This window comes from Pseudomonas sp. DG56-2 (genome assembly GCF_004803755.1).
Taxonomy (GTDB): domain Bacteria; phylum Pseudomonadota; class Gammaproteobacteria; order Pseudomonadales; family Pseudomonadaceae; genus Aquipseudomonas; species Aquipseudomonas auratipiscis.
The window spans coordinates 1,879,928-1,906,595 of sequence record NZ_CP032311.1 but is presented as its reverse complement, the minus strand read 5'-3'; the positions used below and the strand labels follow the sequence as shown (position 1 = coordinate 1,906,595).

Below are 26,668 nucleotides of genomic sequence, written 5' to 3'. Positions count from 1 at the left end.
AAGGTCAAAAAATCGACATGGAGTCGATCATGCGCGGATTCCTACCCCACCCGGACGATGTACCGGTCGAACTGTCCCTGCGGCCCTCGCCCAGCCTGTTCCGCCAGCGCTTGCACACTATCAGCCTGGGCGGTATCGCCTGCAATCATCCTCGCGCCTACCGACGCGGCATGGCTATCGAAATGATCATTCCCTCCCTGGGTGACTCGGCACGCTTTCCCGGCTACGTGGCCTGGTGCCAGAAGCAGCAGGACGGTTACCGAGTCGGCATTGCCTTCATCGATGAACAAGCCTTGTTCGGCGCCAGAATGAGCGAACAGGTTTGCCAGATACAGCACCTTTACCAACAGCACACCCGCGAACAAACCACCCCGCCCGACCTCGAAGCACTCGCTCAACAATGGGTCAGCCTGCACGCTGGCGAGTTCTCCGAAGCCAATCTGGAAGCCACCTACACCCGGCAGATTCTTGTTTAACGCGAAAAACCCCGCCCCTACGGGCTTTTACACGCAGGAAAGCAGGCTCTGCCCATTGTCGAGCCACCGTGTAACGCGCTAAGGTTCTGCTCCCCGCTGCGTACAATCTTGCTGCTCCGCCGCACGGGGATCGCTGGCGGCCGGCACCCGTGACCTGACGAGTAACACGATGGCTGATTTACCGATCGATGACCTAAACGTTGCCTCCAACGAGACCTTGATCACCCCAGATCAGCTCAAGAAGGAAATTCCCCTGAGCGCTGCGGCGCTCAAGACCGTAACTGCGGGCCGCGAAGTGGTGCGCAATATCCTCGATGGCAAGGATCACCGCCTGTTCGTGGTTATCGGCCCTTGCTCGATCCACGACATCAAGGCGGCGCATGAGTACGCCGAGCGCCTCAAGGTTCTCGCTGCTGAGGTGTCCGACACCTTGTACCTGGTCATGCGTGTGTACTTCGAAAAACCACGCACAACGGTCGGCTGGAAAGGCTTGATCAACGATCCTTACCTGGACGACTCGTTCAAGATCCAGGATGGCCTGCACATTGGTCGCCAACTGTTGCTGGACCTGGCAGAGATGGGCCTGCCCACTGCTACCGAGGCCCTTGACCCGATCTCCCCGCAATATCTGCAAGACTTGATCAGTTGGTCGGCGATCGGCGCACGCACCACCGAATCCCAGACTCACCGCGAAATGGCTTCGGGCCTGTCTTCGGCCGTAGGCTTCAAGAATGGCACCGATGGCGGCCTTACCGTCGCGATCAACGCCCTGCAGTCGGTCTCCAGCCCACATCGTTTCCTGGGTATCAACCAGGAAGGTGGCGTATCCATTGTTACCACCAAGGGCAACGCCTATGGTCACGTGGTATTGCGCGGTGGCAATGGCAAGCCGAACTACGATTCGGTCAGCGTCGCTCTGTGCGAACAAGCACTGGCCAAAGCCAAGATCAAACCCAACATCATGGTCGACTGCAGCCACGCCAATTCCAACAAGGACCCGGCACTGCAACCGCTGGTGATGGAGAACGTTGCCAACCAGATCCTCGAAGGCAACCAGTCGATTATCGGCCTGATGGTCGAGAGTCATCTGAACTGGGGCTGCCAGGCAATTCCGAAGGACCTCAACGACCTGCAGTACGGTGTATCGATCACCGACGCCTGCATCGACTGGGATGCCACCGAGAAAACCCTACGCAGCATGCATGCCAAGCTCAAGGACGTCCTGCCCAAGCGCGACCGCGCCTGACAGACACACACAAAAACGCCGGGCATTGCCCGGCGTTTTTGTGTGTGTGCGTTAAATGACAGCTGCGGCTGCCCTTCGCGATTCTCAGGCCTTGGTGGAGTGGCGCTGCTGACGCTCCATGTAGCGCTCAACATACGAGCATGACGGAATCACGGTGTAACCCATGTCTTCGGCATACTGCAGCGCCTTTTCGGTCAGCGCAGCAGCAATACCCCTGCCCCGCAACGCATTGGGAACAAAGGTGCGGTAAATATCCAGGGTTTGCTTACCCAAGTCCATGTAGGTCAGGTAAGCACGATGACCGTCCACATTGGTCTCGAACTGATGACCAGCCTGGTCATGGTGGATGGACAACGCCTCGCTCATCATTACTCCTCGCGGGTCTTGTAATCTGACCCTACCTTACCGATGTTTGTCCGGCGAAGGAACCTCTACGCCACCCCGTGCCCGTTTGGACAGCAAGAACAGCCTGGTCGTTCTCTGGTAAAAGAGCACGTACAAATAGTAGGCGCCCAAGGCCCGTATGCTCAAGGCATCTGGTCATAAATTTCATGTACTTCTAGCCAGTGGACCAGGCAGCGGGCAGCGGCCTGAACAGTTGCCGGATGTTGTAATGCTAAGACGTTTGATGACACTTAAAGTCACCGCTAGTTCAACAAAAAAACACACTTGCTACACTTGAATACAGCCGCTACGGCGGCGCCTTCACGGTTTTTTTTCAAAAACTGGGTAGGCCCCAGGACAGGCGTATTTTTTTGCAGTTCTTGCGCTCTGTCAGTTTACTTACTACAAGTAATGGGTACTATGTACACCGGCTAGTTTCTCTTTTCTGAGAGATGGCTATTTAATAGAAAGTCCTTGAAGGGGAACACGATGAACAACGTTCTGAAATTTTCTGCTCTGGCTCTGGCCGCAGTTCTGGCTACCGGTTGCAGCAGCGTATCCAAAGAAACCGAAGCTCGTCTGACCGCTACCGAAGACGCAGCTGCTCGTGCACAAGCTCGCGCTGACGAAGCCTACCGCAAAGCTGACGACGCTCTGGCTGCTGCTCAAAAAGCACAACAGACCGCTGACGAAGCTAACGAGCGCGCTCTGCGTATGCTGGACAAAGCCAGCCGTAAGTAATTATCCCTCGGGATTTTTATTTGGAGCCGACCCACTTGTGGGTCGGCTTTTTTATTGCCGACAAGAAAGTAAGCCGATAGAAACGACGAGGCCTGCACAATGGCAGGCCTCGGGTGCAAACTCTTGCAGGTTATTGCATGTCCAGCGGGACGCTTGTAACCATAGGCTGCTGACCTGTAGCGGGCACGGCAATTTCTACCGGCATGCCGTCTTCAGCAGCAACCACGTCGCGCACCATGTCCCAGTTCATGCGCAAATTGTTAGCCAGGTCTTCACGCTTGAGCAATGCGTTGATGACCGCCGTGTGCTTGTCGACTACCGATGGGTCGCCCTTGTCATCCAGCGGTGTGTGCGCCTCCAGATAGACCTTGCCAGCGCTGACGCCGAACTTGTATGGCTCGTTGATGATGCGCACCGCAACACCAACCGGTGCCATCTTGGCCAACTCCAGCACGTTGTTGTTGAACATGCGGAAGCAACCATGGCTGGTGCGCATGCCAATACCGAACTTCTTGTTCGAACCATGGATCAGGTAACCCGGCACGCCCAACGTAAACTTGAACGGACCTAGCGGGTTATCCGGGCCTGCCGGTACTACCGTAGGCAGGATGTCACCGTCTTCGGCGTGCTCCTTGCGGATAGACGCCGGTGGTGTCCAGGTCGGGTTCGGCGTTTTGGCCGTGACCTTGGTGTTGGCAATCGGCGAACCCCAGCCCTCACGACCAATACCCAACGGATAGGTATGCACCACGTTCTGCCCTTTGGGGTAGTAGTACATACGGTATTCGGCCAGGTTGATGACGATTCCTTCGCGCGGGCCCGGCGGCAGGATGAAGCGGGTTGGCAGGATAATCTCGGTGCCAGCGCCTGGCAGCCAAGGATCGACACCGGGGTTGGCGGCGATCATTTCCAGGTAGCCCAGGTCGTTGGCAGTGCCGATATCGGCGAAGGTGTCTTCGTACTTGGCTTTTATCACCTGAACCTGGCCAATGACGTCCTCGCCTGGAGGAGGCAAGGGAAACTCCAGCGCAGCAACGGGACCTGCCGCCAGCAGGGCGGCCAGGGACAGGCAACGGGTGACGGCGGGAAAGCGCGGCAACATCCGGGAAATCCTTCGCAAATTCATTGAGGTCAAGAGGGCGATTGTACACCGCCCCCGGCACAATCGGGAGTCATCCGGGACGCAGAAGGCGATGCAGGGGATGAAAGGCTGTTTCGAGCTATTACAGCTGCGGCCAGATCGGCCGGGTTCCACGACGCTGGGCATCGAGAATCGCCCGACACAACGAGCACAGGCGCTGATCGCGGTAGATCGCCCGCTCGACCGCAGACCAGCGCGGCTGCGCCGGCAGCAAGGTGCCGCACAGGGTGCGGTCGGCCGAACCTCCCAGCTCGAGCTGACGGGCCACCAGGTGGACGCGGATCTCCTGGCAGGCGAACAGGTCAAGCTGTTCGTCAGGCTCGATCAATTGATAGGCAAACAGGGACCAGGCGGGACGCGGCATCGGGGGCTCCAAATCGGGGGCGCCACATTAGCCGAAAGCCGGTCAGTATAAAAGCGTCAAAGCAGCGGTTTTAGCTGCGGCCAGGCATTTTCCAACAAACGGGCCTGGGCACTCTGCCCTGGATGAATGCCATCCGCCTGCATCAGTTCGGGCACTCCGCCCACGCCTTCGAGGAAAAATGGCACCAGGGGCACCTTTTTTTCACTCTGCAAGTCGGTGAAGACCTGCGCAAAGGCCTCGGTGTAGCGTTTGCCGTAATTAGGCGGCAAACGCATACCCAACAAGAGTACCTTGGCACCTGATTGGCGAGCGCTGTCGATCATCGAGGCAAGATTTTGTTGCAATTGTTTAGGCAACTGTCCACGCAAGCCATCGTTGCCCCCCAGCTCCAATACCACCAGCGTCGGCTTGTGCTCTGCAAGCAGCGCCGGCAGCCGCGCCTGGCCGCCTGCGCTGGTATCCCCGCTGATCGAAGCGTTGATCACTTTTGCATCAAAACCCTCGGATTTCAGGCGTTGTTCCAGCAAAGCAACCCAACCTTGGCGGGTATCCAGGCCGAAAGCGGCACTGATACTATCGCCAACAATCAGCACGGTACCCGCTGCTGCGCCCTGCGCCATGCACATCAAGGCCAGGCCAGCACTCAATAACCACACTCGCATCGGATTCTCCATGGGCCCCAGCATTCTCACTGCGCGGAACCTTAGCAAAGTGGTTCCCAGCGCGGAAGGCGACCTGACCATCCTGCACGAACTTTCACTGGAATTGAAACAAGGCGACAGCCTCGCCATCGTCGGAGCCTCGGGTTCGGGAAAATCGACACTACTGGGCCTGCTGGCTGGCCTGGACTTGCCCAGTGCCGGTTCCGTCACCCTCGCAGGGCAAGACCTCGGCCAACTGGACGAAGACCAACGGGCCCGGGTACGGGCCGAACATGTAGGGTTTGTGTTCCAGTCGTTCCAACTGCTCGACAGCCTCAATGCCTTGGAAAACGTCATGCTACCCCTGGAACTCGACGGTCGCCGCGATGCACGTGAGCATGCTCGCAGCCTGCTCGAACGGGTCGGCCTGGGCCAGCGCCTGAGCCATTCGCCGCGCCAGCTGTCCGGTGGCGAGCAGCAACGCGTTGCCATTGCCCGGGCCTTTGCCGCCGAACCTGCAGTCCTGTTCGCCGATGAACCCACCGGTAACCTCGACAGCCACACCGGCGAACGAATCAGTGACCTGCTGTTCGAGCTGAACAAGGAGCGTGGTACCACCTTGGTACTGGTCACCCATGACGAGCGGCTGGCCCAGCGCTGCCGTCGCCTGATCCGCCTGGACGCCGGCCATCTGGTCGCGCCGTTGGAGCCCTGATGGCCCGCCTGCCGTTGTTCCGTTTATTTGCCCTGGCCTTGCGTCAGCTCCTGCGCGACGCCCGTGCAGGTGAACTGCGGGTATTGTTTTTCGCTCTGCTGGTAGCAGTCGCCGCCAGTACAGCCATCGGCTACTTCGGTGCGCGCCTCAACGGCGCCATGCTGCTACGCGCCACCGAGTTTCTTGGCGCCGACCTGGTACTGCAAGGTAGCTCGCCAGCCCAGGCCGAACAGATAACCAGCGGCAAATCCGTAGGCCTGTCGCATGCTCAGGTTGTCGAATTTTCCAGCGTGATTGCCACCGACAACGGCATCCAGTTATCCAGCGTCAAGGCCGCCGACAACGCCTACCCCCTGCGCGGCGAGTTACGCAGCGCCGCCGAGCCCTATGCCAGCGAAATCAGCGGCGGCGGTCCCGCCCCTGGTGAAGCCTGGGTGGAGCCGCGTCTGCTGGCCGCGCTGAACCTGAACATCGGCGACACTATCGATGTTGGCATGAAAACCCTGCGCATGAGCCGGGTGCTGACTTTTGAACCTGACCGTGCTGGCAACTTCTACAGCCTGACGCCGCGCGTGTTGATCAACCTTGCCGACCTCGATGCCACGGGCGTGGTGCAACCAGGCAGTCGTGTCACTTACCGTGAACTCTGGCGCGGCGAGTCCGAGGCCTTGGCCAGTTACCGGAACAGTGTCAGCAAAACCCTGGCACCCAACCAGCGACTGCAAGACGCTCGCGACGGCAACCGGCAGATCGGCGGCGCGCTGGGCAAGGCCGAGCGCTATCTGAACATGGCCAGTCTGGTCGCGGTGCTGCTGGCCGGGGTAGCGGTGGCCTTGTCGGCCAGTCGCTTTGCCGCTCGTCGATTTGATGCCAGTGCCCTACTGCGCTGCCTGGGGCTGTCACGACGCCAGGCCCTGAGCCTGTTCTGTCTGCAATTGGCAATACTCGGAAGCCTCGCGGCCCTGGGGGGCGCTGTGCTTGGCTGGCTGGCCCAACTGGGTCTATTCAAGCTACTGCAAGGCTTGATGCCCGCACAAATTCCGCCCGGAGGCCTGGCGCCGGCATTGGCCGGAGTCGCCACTGGACTGGTCGCCTTGGCAGGCTTTGCCTTACCGCCTCTGGCTGCACTGGGCCGGGTACCGCCGCTGCGGGTGCTGCGCCGCGATCTGCTACCGGTTCCGCCGAGCAGTTGGCTGGTTTACGGTGCAGCGCTGTTGGCACTGGCCCTGATTATGTGGCGCTTGAGCCTGGACCTTTTGCTGACCTTCGCCTTGCTCGGTGGTGGCCTGGTCGCCGCAGTGCTACTGGGTGGCTTGTTATTGCTTGGGCTGCGCAGCCTTCGACGCCTGCTTGCCGGCGCGCCCTTGGCCTGGCGCCTGGGCCTGGGTCAACTGTTGCGCCACCCACTGGCAGCCGCCGGACAATCCCTGGCCTTCGGCCTGATCCTGCTGGCCATGGCGCTGATCGCACTGCTGCGCGCCGAATTGCTCGACACCTGGCAAAACCAGCTTCCCAAGGACGCGCCGAATTATTTCGCACTGAATATCCTGCCCGACGACAAGAATACTTTCGCTCAGCGCTTGCATGAGTTCACTACCCAGGCTGCCCCTCTCTTTCCCGTAATTCCGGGGCGCCTGACCGAAATCAACGGCCAGGCCGTGCAGCAAATCGTCAGCAAGGAATCCACCGGTGACCGCGCAGTGCAACGCGACCTGAGCCTGACCTGGGCAGCCGAGCTGCCACAGGGCAACGCCCTGAGCGAAGGCCAGTGGTGGCAGGCCAGCCCCGCTATCGACAGTGACCTTCCTGGGGTGTCGGTGGAAGCCGAACTGGCCCAGAGCCTGAAGCTGAAAATGGGCGACCAGCTCACGTTCAGTATTGGCGGCCAGCAACGCCAGGCAGTGGTCAGCAGCTTGCGCACGGTCAACTGGGACAGCTTCCAGCCCAACTTCTACATGATCTTCCAACCCGGCACCCTGCAAGACCTGCCCACTACCTACCTGACCAGTTTCTTCCTCGCGCCGGGTCATGATCAGCAGGTGGTAGCCCTGTCGCGGGCGTTCCCGGCAGTCACAATCCTGCAGGTTGATGCATTGCTCGAACAATTACGCAGCATTCTCGCCCAGGTCACGCTGGCGGTTGAGTATGTGCTGTTGTTCGTGCTTGCCGCAGGGCTGGCCGTGTTGTTTGCCGGACTGCAAGCCACGCTGGACGAGCGCATTCGCCAAGGTGCACTGCTGCGCGCCCTCGGTGCTGGGCGCAGCCTGTTGATCAAGGCGCGGCGTATCGAGTTCGGTCTACTGGGCGCAGCCAGCGGATTGTTGGCGGCGATCGGCTGCGAATTGATTACCCTGCTGCTATATCGCTACGCCTTCGACCTGAGCTGGAGCCCGCATCCATGGCTACTGCTGTTGCCAGTGATCGGTGCGCTGCTGATTGGCGGCGCCGGGGTATACGGCACTCGTCGCGCGCTCAATGCCAGTCCGTTGGCCGTGTTGCGCGAAGGGTGATCACTTCTCGTAATCGATGGCGTTGATCCACCAACACATTTCTCCGGAAGGGGTCTGGACCACGACTTCGTCGCCGACCTCTTTCTTCAACAATGCCCGGGCCATGGGCGAGTCAATCGAGATGTAGTCCATGCGCCCGTAAATCTCGTCATAGCCGACGATTCGAAAACGCTTGGTCTGGCCTTCTTCGTTCTCGATCTCGACCCAGGCGCCAAAAAACACCCGCCCCTCCTGCTCTGGCGAATACTCCACCACTCGCATGTCTTCCAGGCGCTTGCGCAGGTAGCGCACACGCCGGTCGATTTCTCGCAACAGTTTTTTGTTGTACTGGTAATCGGCGTTTTCACTACGGTCGCCCAGCGATGCCGCCCAGGTCACTTTCTGGGTGATATCCGGGCGCTTGACCCGCCATAGATGGTCCAGCTCCTGCTTCAGGGCTTCATGACCTTCCTTTGTGATGATTTGGGTGCTCAACGATTCTCTCGCTTGTAGGTGAAGGATCGACCCCGCACCGATGCTGCGGCGAAGTTCGGATTCAACCGCGGGTGATCAAGCCTTGCCGCGCAACGCGGGTCAGGTGAGCGATCACCTCGGCGGCGTCTTCGGCACTTGGCGACTGAATTACAGCCAAGTCGAAGCGGTCGCTGGCAAACTGGTCGAGGGAAGCGCGGGTATCGGCGAACTGGATCAAAAATGCAGTGGCGCTGCCTTTGCGGCGCGGCCAACCATCGAGAAAGCGAAGAAGTGTAGGCTGATGGCTACCGCCCAGCAGGATGCGCGGCACGCGAGTGGCCTGGCTAGCAGGCAGAGGGGTCAAACAGACACTGGTACGTGGACAACTCATGGAGTATTTCTCCGCCTCGCAGATCCCGCTGGGCTGCGGTGGGAGGCGTCACCGAACCAGCGCTTTAGCGGTATTTGGTGAAACCTTTTTGGTTCCTCCTGCGCCCCGCAAGTAGCTGTTTAAATCGGCGCAAGTCAGCATCCTAGAGAAGCTGCGGGCAGAATGTCAACCCGGATAAAGCGTCCCCAGTGATCTGCACGCATACGGACAGACGCCAATCACTTGCGCCGTTGTTGCTCAAGCGACAGCCGCTCGCGATCAAATGCCAGGAAATATTTGTTCACGCTGTTCACATAACTGACCGGCCCCATCCCCACCTGCTCCATGGCGATACGCTCGGTCTGGAAAAACCACTGGTTGCCGTTGAGCCCACGCCTGCGAGCTTCGGCACGCATGGCTTGAACCCGCTCCGGCCCCAGGTTGTAGGCAGCCAGGGTGAATGCCATGCGCTCACGCTCGTTGAGCTGGTTGCTGGAAAAGAACTTGCGCCGAATCAGTGCCATGTACCGCGCGCTGGCCTGCACATTACCGTCGACATTGCTGATATTGCTCACACCCACCCGCTGGGCCGCACTCGAGGTAATCTGCATCAACCCATGGGTTCCCCCGGCACCTCGGGCCGCGGGGTTCAACGAGGACTCCTTGAAGGCTACGGCAGCCAGGTTCAACCAATCGATATTCTGCTCGCTGGCATGGCGTTGCAACACTGGACGCAACGCTTCCAGGCGTTTGCGATCCTTGCGCGCCAGCGGGTTGTGAACCCGGTACAGGCGCCGGTAGATACGCTCAAAAGCCGCGTCCTGGTTCGCCGGTGGTCGATAGCCTTGGAGGAAGCGGTCAACACTGGCGTGCAGCATTACCGCATCGCGTCGCACATACCAGCGCATGGCCTCGGGAGCGGCTACCTGCACTTTGCGATCGATACGCAGCTTGGGCATGACCCTGGCCCAGCGTTCGGCAATCGGCTGTTCGACCACCGTTAGATGAAAAATGCCGGCTTGAACCATCTCGAGTACATCTTCCACCGCCAACGTAGGATCGACCCATTCGATTTTGATCGGCGGCAACTTGCGTAAGGCCAGCTTCTGGTTGATCTCATGCAAGGTATCTCCGGCGGCGCTGGCACTGGTCAGGGCCAAGGTTCGGCCAGACAACTGTTCGACCCGCTGGAAACTGCGCTCCCCCTTGCGTCCGACCAACACCATCTGAACGTTATCCACCACCGGATCGCTGGCGACCAACCCGCGTGTGGAAGTCGGATCGAGCAACTCGCCCGGCGCCGCTAAGTCGGCCTCACCACGCTGCAATGCAGCCAACAACTGCTCCTTGGCTCGGGGGATGATTTTCAGGCGAATTTCCTGACCATCGCGTGCGCGAGCGTTAAGGTAATGCTCCAAGGCACGCAGGCGATGGTATTCAACCCCCACCGACTCGCCTTTGACTTCACCGGAACTATTGCGACTCTGATTGACCAGTACCTTGAGCACCCGGCTGCTGCGAATCTGTGCAAGGTCTCGAACCTGGGTCTTGACCGTCGACTGTTGTGGCCCGGGCAAACGCGCACTCGCAGGCCCTGCCTGCAGCAGCCCTAGGCTAAGCACAATCAACAGAAACAGCGCTCGGGTCATCCGATGCAAGGTCCGCGCGTGTGGGGTTGGCGCCATAGTGTGCGGTCGTTCCATGACAATTGACCGCAAAAGACCACGACAACTCATTGAAGTTCTTCGATTTATCGAAATCCTTCGAGCTTTGCTATGCTGGCCGGCCACCGGCCTGAGGTAGCACCATGCAACTCATCGACATCGGCGTCAATCTGACCAACCCAAGTTTTGCCGACAAGCACCAAGCGATTCTCGATCGTGCCCAAGCCGCCGGTGTGGTGCAAATGCTGGTCACAGGCACCAGCCTTGAGGGTAGCGAGCAAGCGTTGGAACTGTGCCTGGCGCTGGATGAAAGCGGCCAGCGCTTGTTCAGCACCGCCGGGGTACACCCCCATGACGCCAGTAGCTGGAACGCTGCTAGCGCGCGCAACTTGCGCGCTTTGCTGGTGCAACCGCGCGTGCGTGCAGTGGGTGAATGCGGGCTCGACTTCAACCGTGACTTTTCGCCGCGCCCTCAACAAGAAAAAGCCCTGGAGGAGCAACTGGCCCTGGCGGCCGAACTGCAGATGCCGGTGTTTCTCCATGAGCGCGATGCCAGCGAGCGGCTGTTGGCAATCCTCAAAGACTATCGCGACCGCCTGCCCGCCGCGGTCGTGCACTGTTTCACCGGCGAACGCAGCGCCCTGTTCGGCTACCTGGATCTTGATCTGCACATAGGCATCACTGGCTGGATCTGCGATGAACGTCGCGGCACCCACTTGCACCCGTTGGTCAGCAGTATCCCCGAAGGCCGTCTGATGCTGGAGAGTGATGCCCCCTACCTGCTGCCACGCAGCCTGCGACCAAAGCCCAAGAGCGGCCGCAACGAACCGGCATTCCTCACGGAAGTATTGCGCGAAGTTGCGCTGCATCGTGGCGAAAGCCCCGAGCGACTTGCCGCTCATACTAGTGCTTGCGCCCGCAGTTTCTTTGGCTTGCCCGTGATTATTTGACGCATATCAACACACAACCTGTGCGCTGCGGCACAATGATGGCACCTTGCCAATAATGTTTGTTTCCGCTCAATCAGAGAAGACCTTCCATGGGTGCCTGGCTTAGCAATATCTCCTTGAAATACAAGTTCTGGGCCGTCAACGCAGTGGCCTTCGTAACGACGTTGTTCGTGGTGCTGTATGCCGTACATCTTGAGCAGCAGGCCCGGGCACAGGAAGCCCAGGCCAGAGCCGAATCGCAGGCCCAATTGCTGGCTGCCTGGCCTGCAGGCCAAGCCCTGCCGCACAACCCCTTGTGGTTGCAGTACGCCCCTGGACAAGCGCCGTCCTTTGCCGATGAAAACCTTGAGGCCCTGGCCAATGCCCAGGGTTGGGTAGAGCTGCACGGCCTGGCACTGACTGGCACCAACCCAGTGAGCGGCGCCCAGGTCATCAGCCGCGAAGGCCAACAGATCGCGGTCCTTGCGCCCTCCCCCAGCCTGCTACAGGTGTTTACCGACCGTTTCACCAATTACGCGATCTGCGTCCTGATCCTGATGCTGGCCATGCTCTGCGCCTCGCAGTTGCTGATCCGTTTCTTGCTCAGCCAGCTCAACACCCTCAAGGATGTGATGCTGCATGTGGAAAAGACCGGCGACCTCTCGGCGCGGGTCCCCTTGTCCTGCGGCGATGAAGTCGGCCAGATGGCCAGCGCATTCAATGCCATGCAGACCACCTACCACCGCGTGGTCAACACCGTTGCGCGTACGGCTGCACAGCTCGATTCAGGTGCTGCGCGCCTGGCCTCGAGCATGAACGATGTACGCCACGGGATGCTCGGGCAGCAGAGCGAAACCGATCAGGCCGCCACTGCTATCAACGAAATGACCGCCACCGTTTACCACATCGCCCAACACGCCGGTGCTACCCGGGACTTGTCGCAGACTGCCGACACGCTGGCTGGCAGTGGCCAGGAAGTGGTCAGCCGGGTGCAGACTTCGATCTCAGGATTGTCCAGCGGTGTACAGCAAACAGCCGAGATGATTCGCCAACTGGCCGAGGATAGCCAGAAGATCAATGGTGTAGTCAGCGTCATCCACAGCATTGCCGAACAGACCAACCTGCTGGCCCTCAACGCGGCTATCGAAGCCGCCCGCGCCGGAGACCTGGGCCGCGGCTTTGCCGTTGTCGCCGACGAAGTGCGCAACCTGGCCAAGCGCGTGCAGGCCTCCACCGACGAAATCACCACCATGGTTTCAGCGCTGCAGGCAGGCACCCGCGATGCCGTGGACTTCATGCAGGAAAGCTCATTCAAGGCTGACGATTGCGTGCAACAGGCTCAGGAGGCAGGGGCCGCCCTGGCCGAGATCACCAGCGCCGTGGCGCAGATGCGTGAAAGCAATACCCAGATTGCAGTCGCCGCCGAGCAACAAAGTCAGGTAGCAGAAGAAATGAATCGCGCGGTGGTGAGCATTCGTGACGTCACCGAAGAGACCGTGCAACAGACGGTCGATTCGGCCACCACCAGCAGCGAGCTGGCCACCCTCGCTGGCGAGCTCAACAAGGCCATTGGCCAACTAAAGCTATAAGCCTCATAGCTGGCGCTCATTGGCCCCCTTGCGGGGGCCGCACTATTCTTCAGGCATAACCCTGAGGATTTGCCCATGAGCAAACGCTTACCCAATCTGCACGCCTGGCAATGGCGCGGCTATCACCACAACCACCGCAACCCGACCAACCTGGTGCTGCATTTGATCGCCGTGCCGTTGTTCATCCTGGGTGTGCTGCTGGTGCTGTCCGGATTGTTCTCCCTGGACCTCGCGCAACTGGCCGTCGGCATTATCGCCTTGATCGCGGCCCTTGGCCTGCAACGCCAGGGCCATCGCCTCGAGAAACAACAGCCGGAGCCCTTCAGCAGCCGTAAGGATGCCGTCGGGCGACTGCTGGTCGAGCAGTTCATTACTTTTCCGCGCTTCGTCCTTAGCGGTGCATGGTGGCGCGCCTGGCGGGACCGCCATCGCCACTGAAGGTTTGCATGCAAGGCTCAGGCAAAGACGGTCACTGTCTGCCGGCTGATGGCCAGTAATTCGCCCTTGTCGGTCCACAGGGCCGACGCTGCATGGCCGTAACCATCGCGGGCATGTTCTGTTTGCACGCAGTATTTGCACCAGTCCAGGGTGGTCAGGCTCGGCACTGGCTGAACGAACTCGATGGTCCATGTCAGGGTGCTGCCTGCCGCTGGCCGTTTCAGGTGCGAGAGCAAGGTCGGTGGCCAGGCATCTACCAATGCCAGCAGGTGCGCTTCACTCAAGGTTTCGTCACCACCTTCGTCGCGCAACCTCACCCATCCGCCCATGCTGCGCGAGTGGTTGTTGCTGAAAGGAATACCGCCAATCGCCCAGCGCAGCGATACATGCTGCATGAACTCGGGAGTTATTCCCTTGATGTAAGGGAGTTCGGTCGCGGACTCGTCCACACTGCGCATTTCCACAGCAGGCAATGCTGCAACGTCGACCACTGACTCACGCCCGCCACCAAAACTGCCCTGCATCAGGGTGACTACCTGACCGTTCTGCATGGCACGGCCGAGCAGCGAACTGACTGCCTTGCCTTCGCGCAGCAGTTCCACCTCGAAACTGATCGGCACATCCGGCTCGGCGGGCCCGACAAAGGTGATAGCCAGGGAGCGCACTGGACGTCCAGGTGATGTCTTGGCACGCATGGTTTCGTATAGCAGTGCCGCCATCAAACCGCCAAAACAGGCACGCCCCTGCGCCCAGCTGGCAGGAATGGAGACTGCCTGGGGATGCAGACGGACTGTCTTGAGTAATTGCGAGAAATTCATGCCGACTTCATCCGTGGGAAAAATCCGATCTTAACCAGCACAGCCGGCAGCGACAGCCCGCATTTCGGCCATATAAGCGGCTTATCGCTGCTTAAGCACCACGAGTAAGCGTTCCAGCGTCACATCAGCCCGTTGTTCGGCGTCGTGCAACTGTGCCTGCCAGTGATCGACACAAGGCCTGAGGTCATGCTGCTGGTCGGCTTGCAACAGCCATTGCAAATGGTCATGCCAACTGCCCAAATCGCTTTGCGCGGCTTTGAGCAAGCGCCGCAGGCGGCGCCCGGCGTGCTCCAGTTGCGGATAGGCTTGCGCGCCATAGCGCACGCGCTTGATCAGCAGACGCAGACGGTGTCGATCGTGGGCCGGGTCCTGCAACGCCTCGCGGAGCTTGTCCCACTGTTTCTCCAGGCGCTTGTCGATACGCCGGTGCAAGCGGCGGATCAAACCCTCGCGCTCAGCTGCCCGCAGAAAAATCGGAAAGGCGTCGATAATTGCCAGCAAACGCCCCAACTCGGCACTCTCGGCAACGCTGGCAAAAGTTGCCTGACGATGCACCAGGCGCGTCTGTGCCGCCACCATCTGCTCGCGTTCGAGCAACTGCGCCGCAAGTACCTCGCGATCACGCAACGGCGTCGTCAGATTGCCCAGCGCTTTTGCCGCCCCTTCAAGCTGCTCGACGCCGGGCAGCTCACGCAATGGTCGCAGCAAGCTGCGCAAACGCCGAGTGGCGATGCGCAGGTCGTGCAACGCTTCGCCGTCGGTGTCAGCCGCCAGACGCGCCTGACAGCTGAGCAAACGAATCTGCAAGGCCAGTACCTGGGCAATCACATGGTCGAGCATGACCGACATGGTGTTCTCCTTAGTCAGCGACCCGCGCGCGATTCACGAATATAGAAACGGGCCTTTTCCGCCTTGTTGCTGCATCCTTCAAAGGCTTCGAACTGCTGCTGGGTCTTGGCTCCGGTCAACAATGACAACGCCTTGGAATAGCTGACTGTTCCGGCGAAACCTTCAGCCTTGGCCAGGTCCAGTTCCTTCCAGGCCGAATCCAACTGATTGGCGCAACTATCGCGATAGGCAGTCTTGCCAGCGCAGCCGGTCAGGACCAGAGCAATCAGAGGCAGGCAAATCCAGGCTTTCATCGGTAATACCTCAAAATAAATACACAAAGTGGCGTGTTCGACGACCAGAAAGAACAAAAGTGCCCTGCAAAGCGTAGCGCAGCGCTAATGACGATTGAAGCACAGACACGAAAGGGCGCATTGTTAGACCATCGACGCAGTCAAGCCGGGAACCATCATGAGTAAACGCGTGGCATTGGTACTGGGCTCGGGCGGAGCCCGAGGGTATGCGCATATCGGCGTGATCGAGGAGTTGGAACGACGGGGCTATGACATCGCCTGCGTGGCCGGCTGTTCGATGGGCGCGGTGATTGGCGGCATTTATGCTGCCGGCAAGCTGGATGAGTATCGCAACTGGATCGAAAGCCTGGATTACCTGGATGTGCTGCGTTTGGTGGATGTGAGCTTTCGCCTGGGCGCCATTCGCGGGGAAAAGGTGTTTGGCCAGATTCGCAAAATTGTCGGTGAAATTAACATCGAAGAGCTGCGCATTCCTTACACAGCAGTAGCTGCAGACCTCACCAACCAGCAGGAAATCTGGTTTCAGGAAGGCTGCCTGCATCAGGCCATGCGTGCTTCGGCAGCAATCCCCAGCCTGTTCACCCCGGTGGTGCAAGGTAACCGTATGTTGGTCGACGGCGGAATTCTCAACCCCTTGCCAATCATTCCGGTGGTTTCCAGCCACTGCGACATGATCATTGCGGTGAACCTCAACTCGACCAACCAGAAACAGTATCAATTGCCGGTGATCGAACGGCCGGCCGCCTTCAAGTTGCGGTTTGATAACCTGATCAGCTCTCTGGGCTCACACCTGCCGTTCCGACGCAAACAAGCTGAACAACTGATGCGCATCCAACAAGAGTTCGAGCCCCAGGCGGTGCATGTTCCCAACCCCTGGCTCAGTGATGCAGCCGATCCTGAAGCCCAGCAACCGGCTGCAGCGCCGGAAACGGACGGTGCACCGAAATCAGCGACGGGATCGTTCATCATCGACAACGTCGGCCCTGCTTCACTGCTGGACTTGATCAACCAGAGCTTCGAGGTCATGCAAACTTCGTTGGCGCAATACAAGATTGCCGGTTATCCACCGGATGTGTTGATCAACGTGCCCAAGCGGGTATGTCGCTTCTTCGAGTTTTACAAGGCGCCGGAGTTGATCGCCCTGGGGCGGGAGATTGCTCGCGATACGTTGGATAACTATGAGGCGGAGCGGCGCTGAGCGTAATCCATCCAATTCACTCAGGCCCCACCAACCGATACCCCACACCCGGCTCGGTGATGATAAAGCGCGGCGCTGTCGGATCATCACCTAGCTTTTGCCGCACATGCGCCACGACAATGCGCAGGTAATGACTGTCATCTACATGGGTAGGTCCCCAGATATCCTTGAGCAGTTGCTGCTGGGTGATCACCCGCCCAGGGTGCGTAGCCAGTTGCGCCACCAGTGCGTATTCCTTGCGAGTCAGGGCAACTTCAACCCCATCCAGGGTCACCTTGCGAAAGGCCAGGTCGACCGTCAGCGGACCAAAACTCGGTGCCACATCGGTGGCCGTGGCCTGCGGCGCCTGGCGCAAGAGTGCACGCACCCGTGCCAAAAACTCCTGGATGCCGAACGGTTTGGTCACGTAGTCGTTGGCTCCGTTATCCAGTGCCTCGACTTTCTGCACCTCACTGGCACGTACCGACAACACCAGAACCGGCACCGCACTCCATTCACGCAATTCGCGCAGTACCTGCTGGCCATCCATGTCGGGCAGGCCCAGATCCAGCACCACCAGGTCCGGCCGGGTGAGTGCCGCCTGGGCCAGGCCTTCGGCGCCGGTGGCGGCCTCCAGCACTTTATAGCCTTGAGAATTCAGGCTGATGCGCAAGAACTTGCGAATCTGTGGTTCATCGTCGATGACCAGAAGGGTTGCTATCTGGCTCATAAGGCTTCGCTTTCAGGCTCGGGCTGCGCGGGGAGCGGCAAGCATAAAGTGATGCAGGTGCCGTGGCCATCGATGCCCTCGCCCACCAGAATTCGCCCACCGTGCGCCCCGATCATGCCCTGGCAAATCGCCAGACCAAGACCCGTGCCTTGCCCGCCGCGATCCCCCCGCGCGGCGGTATAGAACATGTCGAAAATTTTCTCGCGATCCGCTGGCGGAATACCGGGCCCTTCGTCACTGACGGCAAAACTCAACTGTTCATCGTCAGCCGATACGCGCAACTGCAAGCGCCCATTGGTGGGCGAGAAACGCGCCGCGTTCTCCAGCACATTGACCAGCGCCTGCTCGATCAGGGCAGCATGGACAAACAGCAACGGCAAGCCATCCGGCACTTCAGTGGAAACCTGCAACGGTGTCAGTAGCACTCGCAAGCGGTTAAGGGCACTGCCGACAATGTCGGTTGGCGCCACCCAGTCGCGGGCCAGTTTCAATCCGCCATGTCCCAGGCGTGTCATATCCAGCAGGTTCTGGATGTAACGGTCCAGGCGCTCGGCTTCGTTGCGCGTACCTTCAAGCAACTCCTGGCGGTCGGCTGCAGGGATCGCTTCGCCCAGGGCCAGCAGGCTGTCAATGCTGCCGCGCATGGCGGTGAGCGGCGTGCGCAGGTCATGGGAAACCGAGGCCAGCAATGCGCTGCGCAATTGCTCTGTTTCACCGTGCAGGCGCGCGGCCTCAAGTTGTTCAGCCAGGCGTGCGCGGGCCAGGGCCTGGGCCAGAGGCTGGCTGAGCGCCTTGAGCAGGCGCCGGCGTTGCGGGGTAAGGCTCTGGCCCTGACGCGGACGCACACCGATCAGCGCCAGCGGCTGCTCTTCGACAGAAAGCGGCCACCACCACCAACGCCCATTGGGCAAGGTATCGCTGCCAAGGCCCGCGGCCTGATCATGCTGCCAGGCCCAATCGGCGGCAGCCCGCTCGTTATCGTTGAATTGCACGTTGCTGGCCGTGGCAACCTGCAGGCGTCCTTCGACATCCCGTTCAAGCAGGCACACCTGCAAATCGTTCCAGCCATCGAGGTGTTGCCCGGCGGCGTTGAACACGGCCTGTCGGTCAGTGGCGGCAGTCAGTTTGCGCGTCAGGTCGAGCAGTTGGTTGGTCTGCTCCTGGGTTTCACGCAGCGCCTGCAATTGCCGGCGCTGACGTGCGGCCAGGTTACCGGTGAGTGCTGCCATCAACAGGAAAAACAGCGACGTCAGCACGTCCTCTTCACGCTGGATGCTGAAGGAGAAGTTCGGCGGAATGAACAGAAAGTCGTAAGTCAGAAACGACATGACCGCACAGGCCAGGGCCGGACCCAGGCTGCTGCGCACCGCCACCAGCAACACCGCGGCAAGAAACACCAAGGAGATGTTGGGCAGTGCCAAAACCGTGGACACACCCCAGGCGATGCCTGCTGCCAGCAAGGTTGCAATCAGCGCCAACAGGTAATGACGCCAGACCCAGACCTTCTTAACCGCCGCACTTTGCGGCTCAGGCCGGTCGTCACGGTCGAGTACGTTGATTTCCAGGCCATGGGCTTCACGCAACAAGCGCGTGGCCACACCGGCACCGAACAACCGCCGCCGCAGGCGATCACGGGACTGGCCGACCAGTACCAGATTGGCGCGCCGTTCGAGGGCATGCTGGATCAATGTCCTGGCCACTTCGCCCGCGCGCAGCAGCACCACTTCACCGCCCAGGCGCTCCGCCAATTGCTGGGCTGCCTGCAAACGCTGGCGGGCTGCTTCGTCGCGCAGTTTGCCATTGTCGACATGCACCATGCTCCAGGGCAGGTGGCGGCGCTGGGCCACCCGGCAGGCATGGCGCACCAGGCGCTCGGCCTGGACATTACCATCGACCCCGACCAGCAAGCGACCGCGCAAAGAGGGTGCATCCTGGCCGAGCTGGCGATAACCGTGGGCAAGGTCGGCATCCACCTGTGCCGCTGCGGTCTGCATCGCCAACTCACGCAACGCCGTAAGGTTGGTCTGGCTGAAAAACGCATCGATTGCCGCCCTCGCCTGTTCGGGCACGTACACCTTGCCCTCGCGCAAACGCTCAAGCAATTCCCGTGGTGGCAGATCGATCAGAACCAATTCAAAGGCTTCCTGCAACACCCAGTCCGGCAGGGTTTCACGGACCTGCACGCCGGTAATACCGCGCACTTGGTCGTTGAGACTTTCAAGGTGCTGGACGTTGACCGTGGTGTAGACGTCTATGCCCGCAGCCAACAGCTCCTGCACATCCTGCCAGCGCTTGGCGTGGCGGCTGCCGGGGGCGTTGCTGTGGGCCAACTCGTCGACCAGCGCCAGTTGTGGCGAGGCCTTGAGCAAGCCATCGAGGTCCATCTCTTCCAACTGCACGCCGCGATACTCGCAACGCAGCAGGGGCTGCTGCGCCAACCCGGCAAGCAAGGATTCGGTTTCAGCGCGGCCATGGGTTTCAACTACCCCCGCCAGCACCTGCACACCTTGGCGTACCTGGGCATGGGCGGCCTGGAGCATGGCGTAGGTCTTGCCCACTCCCGGCGCGGCACCGAGGAACACCTTGAGCCTGCCGCGCCCTTCGCGCGGCAGCCCGGCCAACAACGCATCAGCGCGTTCGGAGTTGCTATCGCTCACTGCCTATCCTTACTTTGACGTCGGGGCCAGCCGTTCTAAGCTGGCATTCAGAGCCAGTACATTGACCACCGGTGGTCCGATCAATGGCTGCAGGGTGGACTGCTCGGCCAACGCTTGCAAGGCCTCGACACTGAGTTGACGCGCCGCTGCTACCCGCGGCAGTTGATAAGCGATGGCGGCGGGCGACAAGTGCGGGTCCAGGCCGCTGCCGGAGGTCGTCAGCAGATCCAGCGGCACCGCACCCTGCGCCGCTACATACAGCTGCGCAGCACGTTGATTGATGCGCTCGGCCAGCGCTGGATTGCTCGGTGCCAGGTTACTGGCGCCACTGGCGACCGTTGCATAATCGGCAGCAGAAGGTCGTGAGTGAAACCAGGCATCGCCCTCGAACGCCTGGGCAATCAACAGCGAGCCGCGCACATTGCCCTGGTCATCACGCAGCAGGCTGCCATTGGCCTGCTCGGGAAAGGCAACTTGTGCCACCCCGGTGACCACCAGCGGATACACCACTCCGGTGATCAGGGTCATCAGCAGAATCAGGCTCAAGGCCGGACGTACGTAAGTTGTCATGGTCGTCTCCCTGGTATCAGACCAGATGCAAAGCAGTGAGCAGCATGTCGATCAACTTGATCCCGGCAAACGGCACGATCAGCCCGCCCAACCCGTAGATCAGCAGGTTGCGGCGCAGCAGGTGTGCGGCACTGGCGGCTTGCACCCGTACCCCACGCAAGGCCAGCGGAATCAGTACCACGATGATCAAGGCGTTGAAGACAATCGCCGAAACGATCGCACTTTGCGGGCTGCTCAGTTGCATGAGGTTGAGCACACCCAATTGCGGATAAAGTGCCGCAAACAGTGCCGGCAGAATGGCGAAGTACTTGGCCACGTCGTTGGCAATGGAAAAGGTCGTCAGGGCACCACGAGTCACCAGCAACTCCTTGCCAACCTGAACCACGTCCAGCAGCTTGGTCGGATCGCTGTCCAGGTCAACCATGTTGGCAGCTTCGCGGGCCGCCTGGGTGCCGTCGTTCATGGCCATGCCGACATCGGCCTGCGCAAGCGCGGGGGCGTCATTGGCGCCGTCACCGCACATGGCAACCAGCCGCCCGTCGTTCTGCTCCTGGCGAATGCGCGCCAGTTTTTTCTCGGGCGTAGCTTCGGCGAGGACGTCATCGACACCTGCCTCGGCAGCAATTGCAGCCGCCGTCAGCGGGTTGTCCCCGGTAACCATCACGGTACGAATGCCCAGTTTGCGCAGTTCGGCAAAACGTTCGCGAATTCCCGGCTTGACCACATCCTTGAGGTGAATCGCGCCCAGCAGGTGCTTGTCGACACATACCAGCAACGGGGTACCGCCACTCTGGGCGATCTTGTCCACTTCACGCGACAAGGACGCGGGCATTTCCAGACGCTGCATACCAACGAACGCCAGCACCGAATCGACTGCGCCCTTGCGAAACCGTCGCTGCTGATAATCCACACCCGACAACCGGGTTTCAGCGCTGAACGCCACTGGCGTCAGTTGATTTGCACATGGCTCGGCAAAATCATGCGCCTGGCGCAGGAACTCGACGATCGACTTGCCCTCGGCGGTATCGTCCGCCAGCGACGCCAGCAAGGCGCCCTCGCCCAACTCCCTGGAAGTCACACCGGGAGCGGCGTGCAAGGCACTGCAACGACGATTGCCGAAGGTGATGGTGCCGGTCTTGTCGAGCATCAGCACATGTACGTCTCCGGCCGCTTCCACGGCGCGGCCAGAACGGGCGATAACATTGAGACGCACCAGGCGATCCATGCCGGCGATACCAATGGCCGACAACAGGCCACCGATGGTGGTGGGGATCAAGGTGACCAACAGCGCCACCAGAAACACCAGGGGGATACTGCCGCCGGCAAAATGGGCGAAGGGTTGCAGCGTGACCACCACGACCAGGAAAATCATGCTCAAACCGATCAGCAGGATATCCAGGGCAATTTCGTTGGGCGTCTTCTGGCGCCTGGCGCCTTCGACCAGGGCGATCATGCGGTCCAGGGTCGACTCGCCGGGGTTGCTGGTGATGCGGATCAGCAGCCAGTCGGAAACCAGGCGCGTGTTACCGGTTACCGCCGAACGATCACCACCAGACTCTCGAATCACTGGCGCCGACTCACCCGTGATCGCCGCTTCGTTCACCGCAGCAATGCCTTCGAGTACTTCACCGTCGCCGGGAATCATCTCGCCTGCCAACACCTTGACCACATCATCCTTGCGCAGGCTGCTCGCCGGCACCACCTCGAAACTGCGCGAGGCATTGCGCCGCCTGGCATTGAGACCTTGGCTACCGGCTTTGAGACTGTCGGCGCGCGCCTTGCCACGTCCCTCTGCCAGGGCTTCGGCAAAATTGGCAAACAACACGGTGAACCACAGCCACACGGCGATTTGCACCGCCACCGCCACAGGCACCTGGCTGTAGGGAACCAGGCACAGCAAGGTGGTGAATATCGCAGTCAACTCCACCACCAGCATTACGGGTGAGCGCTTGAGCTGACGTGGGTCGAGCTTGACGAAAGCCTGTACCAACGCCGGACGCCACAGTGCCGCAAAGGTAGTCGGCGGCATGGCGGCCGGAGCGGCTTTCACTTCAGGAATGGGCATATTCATCATTCGTTCCTCAGAAACCCAGGCTCAGGTGTTCGGTGACAGGGCCAAGGGCCAGGGCCGGCAGGAATGTCAGGCCACCCACCAATACGATGGTGACCACCAGCAACGTGGCGAACAACGGGCCATGAGTCGGAAAGCTGTTCTCACCCTGCGGCGCGGCTTTCTTCATCGCCAGGCTGCCCGCCAGCGCCAGCACTGGGAGGATGTAGCCGAAGCGGCCAATCAGCATGCCCAGGCCCAACATCAGGTTGTGGAAGGTGGTGTTGGCACCGAAGCCGGCGAACGCTGACCCGTTGTTGGCACTGGCCGAGGTGTAGGCGTAAAGCAACTGACTGAAACCATGCGCACCAGGATTGCTGATCGCGGCGGCAGGACCTGGCAGGCTCGCCGCCAAGGCTCCCAGCACCAGCACACCGACCGGCATTACCAGCAAGGTTGCCACCAGCAGTTGCACTTCTCGGGCCTGGAGTTTCTTGCCCAGATACTCCGGTGTGCGACCAATCATCAAGCCTGCCAGGAACACCGCGATCAACACATTGAGCAACATGCCGTAGAGCCCGGCACCGACGCCACCGAAGATCACTTCACCGACCATCATGTTGACCAACGCGACCATGCCGCTGACCGGGTTGAGACTGTCGTGCATGTTGTTCACCGAGCCGTTGGAGGCTGCGGTTGTAGTCACCGTCCAGAGCACACTGGCGGTGGTAGCAAAGCGGCTTTCCTTGCCTTCAAGCGGAGCAGTCTGCTCTACCTGCGGGTTGTTCAAGCTCGGATTGACCTGGTACTCCGACCACAGTGCAGTACCGCCACCGATCAGAAACAATGCCAACATGCAGGCAATGATTGCCTGGCTCTGACGCAGATCCTTGACGTAATGACCGAATGTGAACACCAACGCCGCGGGAATCAGGATGATCGAGGCCATCTCGAACAAGTTGCTCCAGGCCGTCGGGTTCTCGAAGGGGTGCGCGGAGTTGACGCCGAAGAAACCACCGCCATTGGTACCCAATTGCTTGATTGCAATTTGACTGGCCGCAGGGCCGAGCGGAACTGTCTGGTCAGCGCCTTGCAGGGTCAGGGCCTGGATGTAGTGACCGAAGGTTTGCGGCACGCCCTGCCATACCAGCAGCAACGCCAACAGCAGGCACAGCGGCAGCAAGCCGTAGAGCGTGGCACGGGTCATGTCGACCCAGAAGTTGCCCAGTGTCAGGGCCGAGCGCCGCGCAATACCACGGCACAACGCGACCAGCACGGCCAACCCCGTGGCAGCACTGACAAAGTTCTGCACCGTCAGCCCCATCATCTGGCTCAGGTAGCTGACCGAGGCTTCGCCACTGTAGGCCTGCCAATTGGTGTTGGTGACAAAGCTCACTGCGGTGTTGAACGCCAGTGACCATTCCTGGCCTGGCAAGTGTTGCGGGTTGAGCGGCAGGTAGCCCTGGAGCAGCAACACCGAAAAAACCAGAACGAAACCGGCCAGGTTGAATGCAAGCAAGGCCAGGGTGTACTGCTTCCAGCTTTGCTCGACCTGCATGTCGACCCCGGCCAATCGATAACATCCCCGCTCAAGCGGCCCCAGTACCGGGGACAGCCAGGTGCGCTGACCTTCCATCACCTTGTAGTAAAAACGCCCGAGCCAGGGCGCCGGGACCAGCACCAGCGCGAAGAACGCCAGCAGCAACGCGTAATCGTAACTGTGCATGGCGGCTCCTATCCCCGGTCGGCGCGCAGCAGCGCGACCATCAGGTAGATCATCAACGCCACTGCCAACAGCAGGGCCACCCCATCCAGAATGCTCATCGCAACTCTCCGTCCTTACGGCACTTCGCCGCTGACGGTCATTCTCGGTAGCGCTGCTGTAAAGGTGCGAGACCAGAGCCCTGGCCAGATCATAAAGAATGCGTAAAGAACGCTATCAGTGCCCCGCCAATGCCAGCCACTGTGGCGGCTGCACGTAGCCGGCGGCCCAGTCGATAACGGCTTCTGCCGGCATGGGCCGGGCAATACCATAGCCTTGGGCGACATCACAGCCCAGTCCCATCAACAGTTGCCCGTGCTCGATGGTCTCCAGACCCTCAGCGACCACCTCGCGCCCGAACGCCCTGGCCAGACCAATCACTGCCCGCGTCAGAGCAAGATCGTCATGGTCGTTGAGGATGTCACGAACAAAGGATTTATCGATCTTGATAGTACGCGTCGGCAGGCGCTTGAGATAACTCAGGGACGAATAGCCAGTACCGAAATCATCCAGAGAGAACTGCACACCCAGTCGCTGACAGGCCTCAAGACACTGGCTCACACGCTGAATATTCTCGATCGCCACCGATTCGACAATTTCCAGATCGAGCATCTGCGGCGCTACGGTGGGGTGACGCCCCAGCAATATTGTCAGGCGCTCGACAAAATCGCTGCGCTGAACGTGCCGCGCCGCGATGTTGATGCTCACCGGCCAAACGTGCCCGGCCTGCTGCCAGCGCTGCATTTGCGCCATGGCCTGGGTGATTACCCATTCGCCGATGTCGACAATCAGGTCCGTCTGCTCTATCAGTGGCAAAAAATCGGCCGGCGCGACCAAACCCTTGATCGGATGCTGCCAGCGCAGCAAGGCCTCGAAACCGAGAACCTGGCCGCTGCGCATGTTGACCTTGGGTTGGTAATGCAGGCAAAGCTCGCCCTTGATCAAGGCCTGACGCACCCGAGCCACGGTCTGGTGGGTAGCCTTGACCTCACGATCCAGCGACACATCGAACAAGTGGTAGCGATTACGTCCACTCTGCTTGGCGACATACAGCGCCTGATCGGCATGCCGTACCAGAGTGTCAGCGTCTTCGTTGTCGAGGGGAAACAGCGTCACCCCGATGCTGGCGCTGACACTCACCTCACGATCCTTGATCGAATACGGCGCTGCAACCGCCTTGAGAACTCGCTGCAAGGCCAGGTGCAATTGCCCGGAGTCCTGCACAGCACGCAAAATAAGCACGAACTCGTCACCCGAAAGGCGCGCTACTTCGTCGCCACCGCGCAAGATGCCCTTCAGGCGGTTGGCGACCTCGACCAGCAACAAGTCGCCGCAGGCATGGCCATAGCCATCATTGACCGCCTTGAAACCATCCAGATCGAGCATGCACACAGCCAGGGCGATGTCCTTGCTTCGGGAGAACTCCAGCGCCTGATTCAGCAAGTCCGAAAGGTATGCACGATTGGGCAGCCCGGTCAGCACGTCATGCCCCACCCGCCACTGCAGCGTATGCAGCAACTGGCGTTTCTCGGTCACGTCGAAGCGGATGGACACGTACTTGCGCACCCGGCCACTGGCAGGATCGATCAGCGGCACCATGGTGCTGTCGACCCAGTACAGCGAACCATCCTTGGCGCGGTTGCAGATTTCGCCCTTCCACATCCTGCCGGCAACCAGCGCAGTCCACATACCCTCGAAAAAAGCCGGGTCGTGCAGGCCGGAGTTGAGGATGCGGTGATTGGCCCCCAGCAGTTCATCGCGACTGTAGCCCGAGATACTGCAGAACTGCTCGTTGACGTAAGTGATCCTGCCACTCAAGTCGGTTTCGGAAAAAATCGCGGCTGCATCAACAGCCGTGCGGTAATTATCGTCCATGAAAATCTCGTACCAGTGGGTAAGCGATTGCAGCGCTCGACCAGCACTGATTCTTTAGTTCGAAGCAGCCGTCTACGCCGGGTGGTTAACGTAGACGGTTGGTAATAACCACACGAATTACATCACATTTCATGAGCAAATGTGACGAAATCAGCTGCGACCAAATGCTTATGGATTTAAACAACCAATTGATTTTCAACAAAAATTTACTGACCAAACAGTCAAA

General features: G+C 60.1%; 26 protein-coding genes. 9 read left to right on the top strand and 17 right to left on the bottom strand.

The window, feature by feature from the left end; all coding sequences use genetic code 11:
- The first annotated feature begins 29 nt into the window (after positions 1-29).
- Entirely contained in the window at positions 30-476 is a 447-nt protein-coding gene (locus D3Z90_RS08865) for a PilZ domain-containing protein (protein ID WP_136475382.1), read from the top strand.
- A 169-nt stretch (positions 477-645) separates the two neighbouring features.
- Entirely contained in the window at positions 646-1,722 is a 1,077-nt protein-coding gene (locus D3Z90_RS08860) for a 3-deoxy-7-phosphoheptulonate synthase (protein WP_136475381.1), read from the top strand.
- 84 nt (positions 1,723-1,806) lie between these two features.
- Here the strand turns inward: D3Z90_RS08860 and D3Z90_RS08855 are convergent, their stop codons facing one another.
- Positions 1,807-2,088, bottom strand: coding sequence for a GNAT family N-acetyltransferase (locus tag D3Z90_RS08855; RefSeq protein ID WP_136475380.1), 282 nt, complete (start codon positions 2,086-2,088; stop codon positions 1,807-1,809).
- Positions 2,089-2,595: 507 nt separating this feature from the next.
- Here D3Z90_RS08855 and oprI point away from each other — a divergent pair.
- Positions 2,596-2,847 carry an outer membrane lipoprotei OprI gene (gene oprI / locus D3Z90_RS08850; protein ID WP_003259780.1) on the top strand — a complete coding sequence of 84 codons (252 nt, stop codon included), beginning with the start codon at positions 2,596-2,598 and terminating at the stop codon, positions 2,845-2,847.
- A gap of 130 nt (positions 2,848-2,977) precedes the next feature.
- Here the strand turns inward: oprI and D3Z90_RS08845 are convergent, their stop codons facing one another.
- The 3 genes from D3Z90_RS08845 to D3Z90_RS08835 all read right to left on the bottom strand — a co-directional run bounded on the left by D3Z90_RS08845 (position 2,978) and on the right by D3Z90_RS08835 (position 5,014).
- Positions 2,978-3,949 (bottom strand): L,D-transpeptidase family protein, encoded by a 972-nt coding sequence (locus tag D3Z90_RS08845; protein ID WP_136475379.1) that lies wholly within the window; start codon positions 3,947-3,949, stop codon positions 2,978-2,980.
- Between the two features lie 121 nt (positions 3,950-4,070).
- Complete coding sequence (locus D3Z90_RS08840) at positions 4,071-4,352, bottom strand: hypothetical protein (RefSeq protein WP_136475378.1); 282 nt, start codon at positions 4,350-4,352, stop codon at positions 4,071-4,073.
- A gap of 56 nt (positions 4,353-4,408) precedes the next feature.
- Positions 4,409-5,014: an arylesterase gene (locus D3Z90_RS08835; protein WP_136475377.1), complete on the bottom strand. Its 606-nt coding sequence runs from the start codon at positions 5,012-5,014 to the stop codon at positions 4,409-4,411.
- A gap of 10 nt (positions 5,015-5,024) precedes the next feature.
- On the opposite strand from D3Z90_RS08835, the gene D3Z90_RS08830 reads away from it, so the two are divergent.
- Together D3Z90_RS08830 and D3Z90_RS08825 are read left to right on the top strand one after the other, a co-directional pair.
- A complete protein-coding gene (locus D3Z90_RS08830; RefSeq protein ID WP_136475376.1) occupies positions 5,025-5,708 on the top strand; it encodes an ABC transporter ATP-binding protein in 684 nt (227 codons plus the stop codon).
- Positions 5,708-8,218: an ABC transporter permease gene (locus D3Z90_RS08825; protein WP_136475375.1), complete on the top strand. Its 2,511-nt coding sequence runs from the start codon at positions 5,708-5,710 to the stop codon at positions 8,216-8,218. Before D3Z90_RS08830 ends, D3Z90_RS08825 begins: the two co-directional genes overlap by 1 nt.
- Here D3Z90_RS08825 and greB read toward each other — a convergent pair whose 3' ends face one another.
- The 3 genes from greB to D3Z90_RS08810 form a co-directional block, all read right to left on the bottom strand.
- Positions 8,219-8,692, bottom strand: a complete 474-nt coding sequence (greB, locus tag D3Z90_RS08820; RefSeq protein ID WP_136475374.1) for a transcription elongation factor GreB — start codon at positions 8,690-8,692, stop codon at positions 8,219-8,221.
- A gap of 61 nt (positions 8,693-8,753) precedes the next feature.
- The gene (locus D3Z90_RS08815) at positions 8,754-9,062 is read right to left on the bottom strand and encodes a hypothetical protein (RefSeq protein WP_136475373.1); all 309 of its coding nucleotides are present in this window, start codon (positions 9,060-9,062) and stop codon (positions 8,754-8,756) included.
- A 218-nt stretch (positions 9,063-9,280) separates the two neighbouring features.
- The gene (locus D3Z90_RS08810) at positions 9,281-10,690 is read right to left on the bottom strand and encodes a transglycosylase SLT domain-containing protein (RefSeq protein ID WP_136478902.1); all 1,410 of its coding nucleotides are present in this window, start codon (positions 10,688-10,690) and stop codon (positions 9,281-9,283) included.
- Positions 10,691-10,848: 158 nt separating this feature from the next.
- On the opposite strand from D3Z90_RS08810, the gene D3Z90_RS08805 reads away from it, so the two are divergent.
- The 3 genes from D3Z90_RS08805 (at position 10,849) to D3Z90_RS08795 (ending at position 13,661) form a co-directional block, all read left to right on the top strand.
- Positions 10,849-11,655, top strand: a complete 807-nt coding sequence (locus D3Z90_RS08805; protein WP_136475372.1) for a TatD family hydrolase — start codon at positions 10,849-10,851, stop codon at positions 11,653-11,655.
- Positions 11,656-11,744: 89 nt separating this feature from the next.
- On the top strand, positions 11,745-13,223 hold the full coding sequence (locus D3Z90_RS08800; RefSeq protein WP_136475371.1) for a methyl-accepting chemotaxis protein: 1,479 nt from the start codon (positions 11,745-11,747) through the stop codon (positions 13,221-13,223).
- Positions 13,224-13,298: 75 nt separating this feature from the next.
- Entirely contained in the window at positions 13,299-13,661 is a 363-nt protein-coding gene (locus D3Z90_RS08795) for an Mpo1-like protein (protein ID WP_136475370.1), read from the top strand.
- Positions 13,662-13,678: 17 nt separating this feature from the next.
- On the opposite strand, the gene D3Z90_RS08790 is transcribed toward D3Z90_RS08795, so the two are convergent.
- From D3Z90_RS08790 to D3Z90_RS08780, 3 genes are all read right to left on the bottom strand, one after another.
- Positions 13,679-14,479, bottom strand: a complete 801-nt coding sequence (locus D3Z90_RS08790) for an acyl-CoA thioesterase II (RefSeq protein WP_136475369.1) — start codon at positions 14,477-14,479, stop codon at positions 13,679-13,681.
- A gap of 81 nt (positions 14,480-14,560) precedes the next feature.
- The gene (locus D3Z90_RS08785) at positions 14,561-15,328 is read right to left on the bottom strand and encodes a CHAD domain-containing protein (RefSeq protein WP_136475368.1); all 768 of its coding nucleotides are present in this window, start codon (positions 15,326-15,328) and stop codon (positions 14,561-14,563) included.
- 14 nt (positions 15,329-15,342) lie between these two features.
- A complete protein-coding gene (locus D3Z90_RS08780) occupies positions 15,343-15,621 on the bottom strand; it encodes a hypothetical protein (protein ID WP_136475367.1) in 279 nt (92 codons plus the stop codon).
- Between the two features lie 157 nt (positions 15,622-15,778).
- Here D3Z90_RS08780 and D3Z90_RS08775 point away from each other — a divergent pair, with 157 nt between their 5' ends.
- Positions 15,779-16,819 carry a patatin-like phospholipase family protein gene (locus D3Z90_RS08775; protein ID WP_136475366.1) on the top strand — a complete coding sequence of 347 codons (1,041 nt, stop codon included), beginning with the start codon at positions 15,779-15,781 and terminating at the stop codon, positions 16,817-16,819.
- A 16-nt stretch (positions 16,820-16,835) separates the two neighbouring features.
- Here the strand turns inward: D3Z90_RS08775 and D3Z90_RS08770 are convergent, their stop codons facing one another.
- The 7 genes from D3Z90_RS08770 to D3Z90_RS08740 all read right to left on the bottom strand — a co-directional run bounded on the left by D3Z90_RS08770 (position 16,836) and on the right by D3Z90_RS08740 (position 26,442).
- The gene (locus D3Z90_RS08770) at positions 16,836-17,528 is read right to left on the bottom strand and encodes a response regulator (RefSeq protein WP_136475365.1); all 693 of its coding nucleotides are present in this window, start codon (positions 17,526-17,528) and stop codon (positions 16,836-16,838) included.
- Positions 17,525-20,185, bottom strand: coding sequence for a sensor histidine kinase KdpD (locus tag D3Z90_RS08765; RefSeq protein WP_136475364.1), 2,661 nt, complete (start codon positions 20,183-20,185; stop codon positions 17,525-17,527). Before D3Z90_RS08765 ends, D3Z90_RS08770 begins: the two co-directional genes overlap by 4 nt.
- A 9-nt stretch (positions 20,186-20,194) precedes the next feature.
- Positions 20,195-20,755, bottom strand: coding sequence for a potassium-transporting ATPase subunit KdpC (kdpC, locus tag D3Z90_RS08760; protein WP_136475363.1), 561 nt, complete (start codon positions 20,753-20,755; stop codon positions 20,195-20,197).
- A gap of 16 nt (positions 20,756-20,771) precedes the next feature.
- Positions 20,772-22,826 carry a potassium-transporting ATPase subunit KdpB gene (kdpB, locus tag D3Z90_RS08755; protein ID WP_136475362.1) on the bottom strand — a complete coding sequence of 685 codons (2,055 nt, stop codon included), beginning with the start codon at positions 22,824-22,826 and terminating at the stop codon, positions 20,772-20,774.
- A 10-nt stretch (positions 22,827-22,836) separates the two neighbouring features.
- Positions 22,837-24,531, bottom strand: a complete 1,695-nt coding sequence (kdpA, locus tag D3Z90_RS08750; protein ID WP_136475361.1) for a potassium-transporting ATPase subunit KdpA — start codon at positions 24,529-24,531, stop codon at positions 22,837-22,839.
- A gap of 8 nt (positions 24,532-24,539) precedes the next feature.
- A complete protein-coding gene (gene kdpF / locus D3Z90_RS08745; protein WP_136475360.1) occupies positions 24,540-24,629 on the bottom strand; it encodes a K(+)-transporting ATPase subunit F in 90 nt (29 codons plus the stop codon).
- A gap of 115 nt (positions 24,630-24,744) precedes the next feature.
- A complete protein-coding gene (locus D3Z90_RS08740) occupies positions 24,745-26,442 on the bottom strand; it encodes a bifunctional diguanylate cyclase/phosphodiesterase (protein ID WP_136475359.1) in 1,698 nt (565 codons plus the stop codon).
- Positions 26,443-26,668 lie beyond the last annotated feature (226 nt).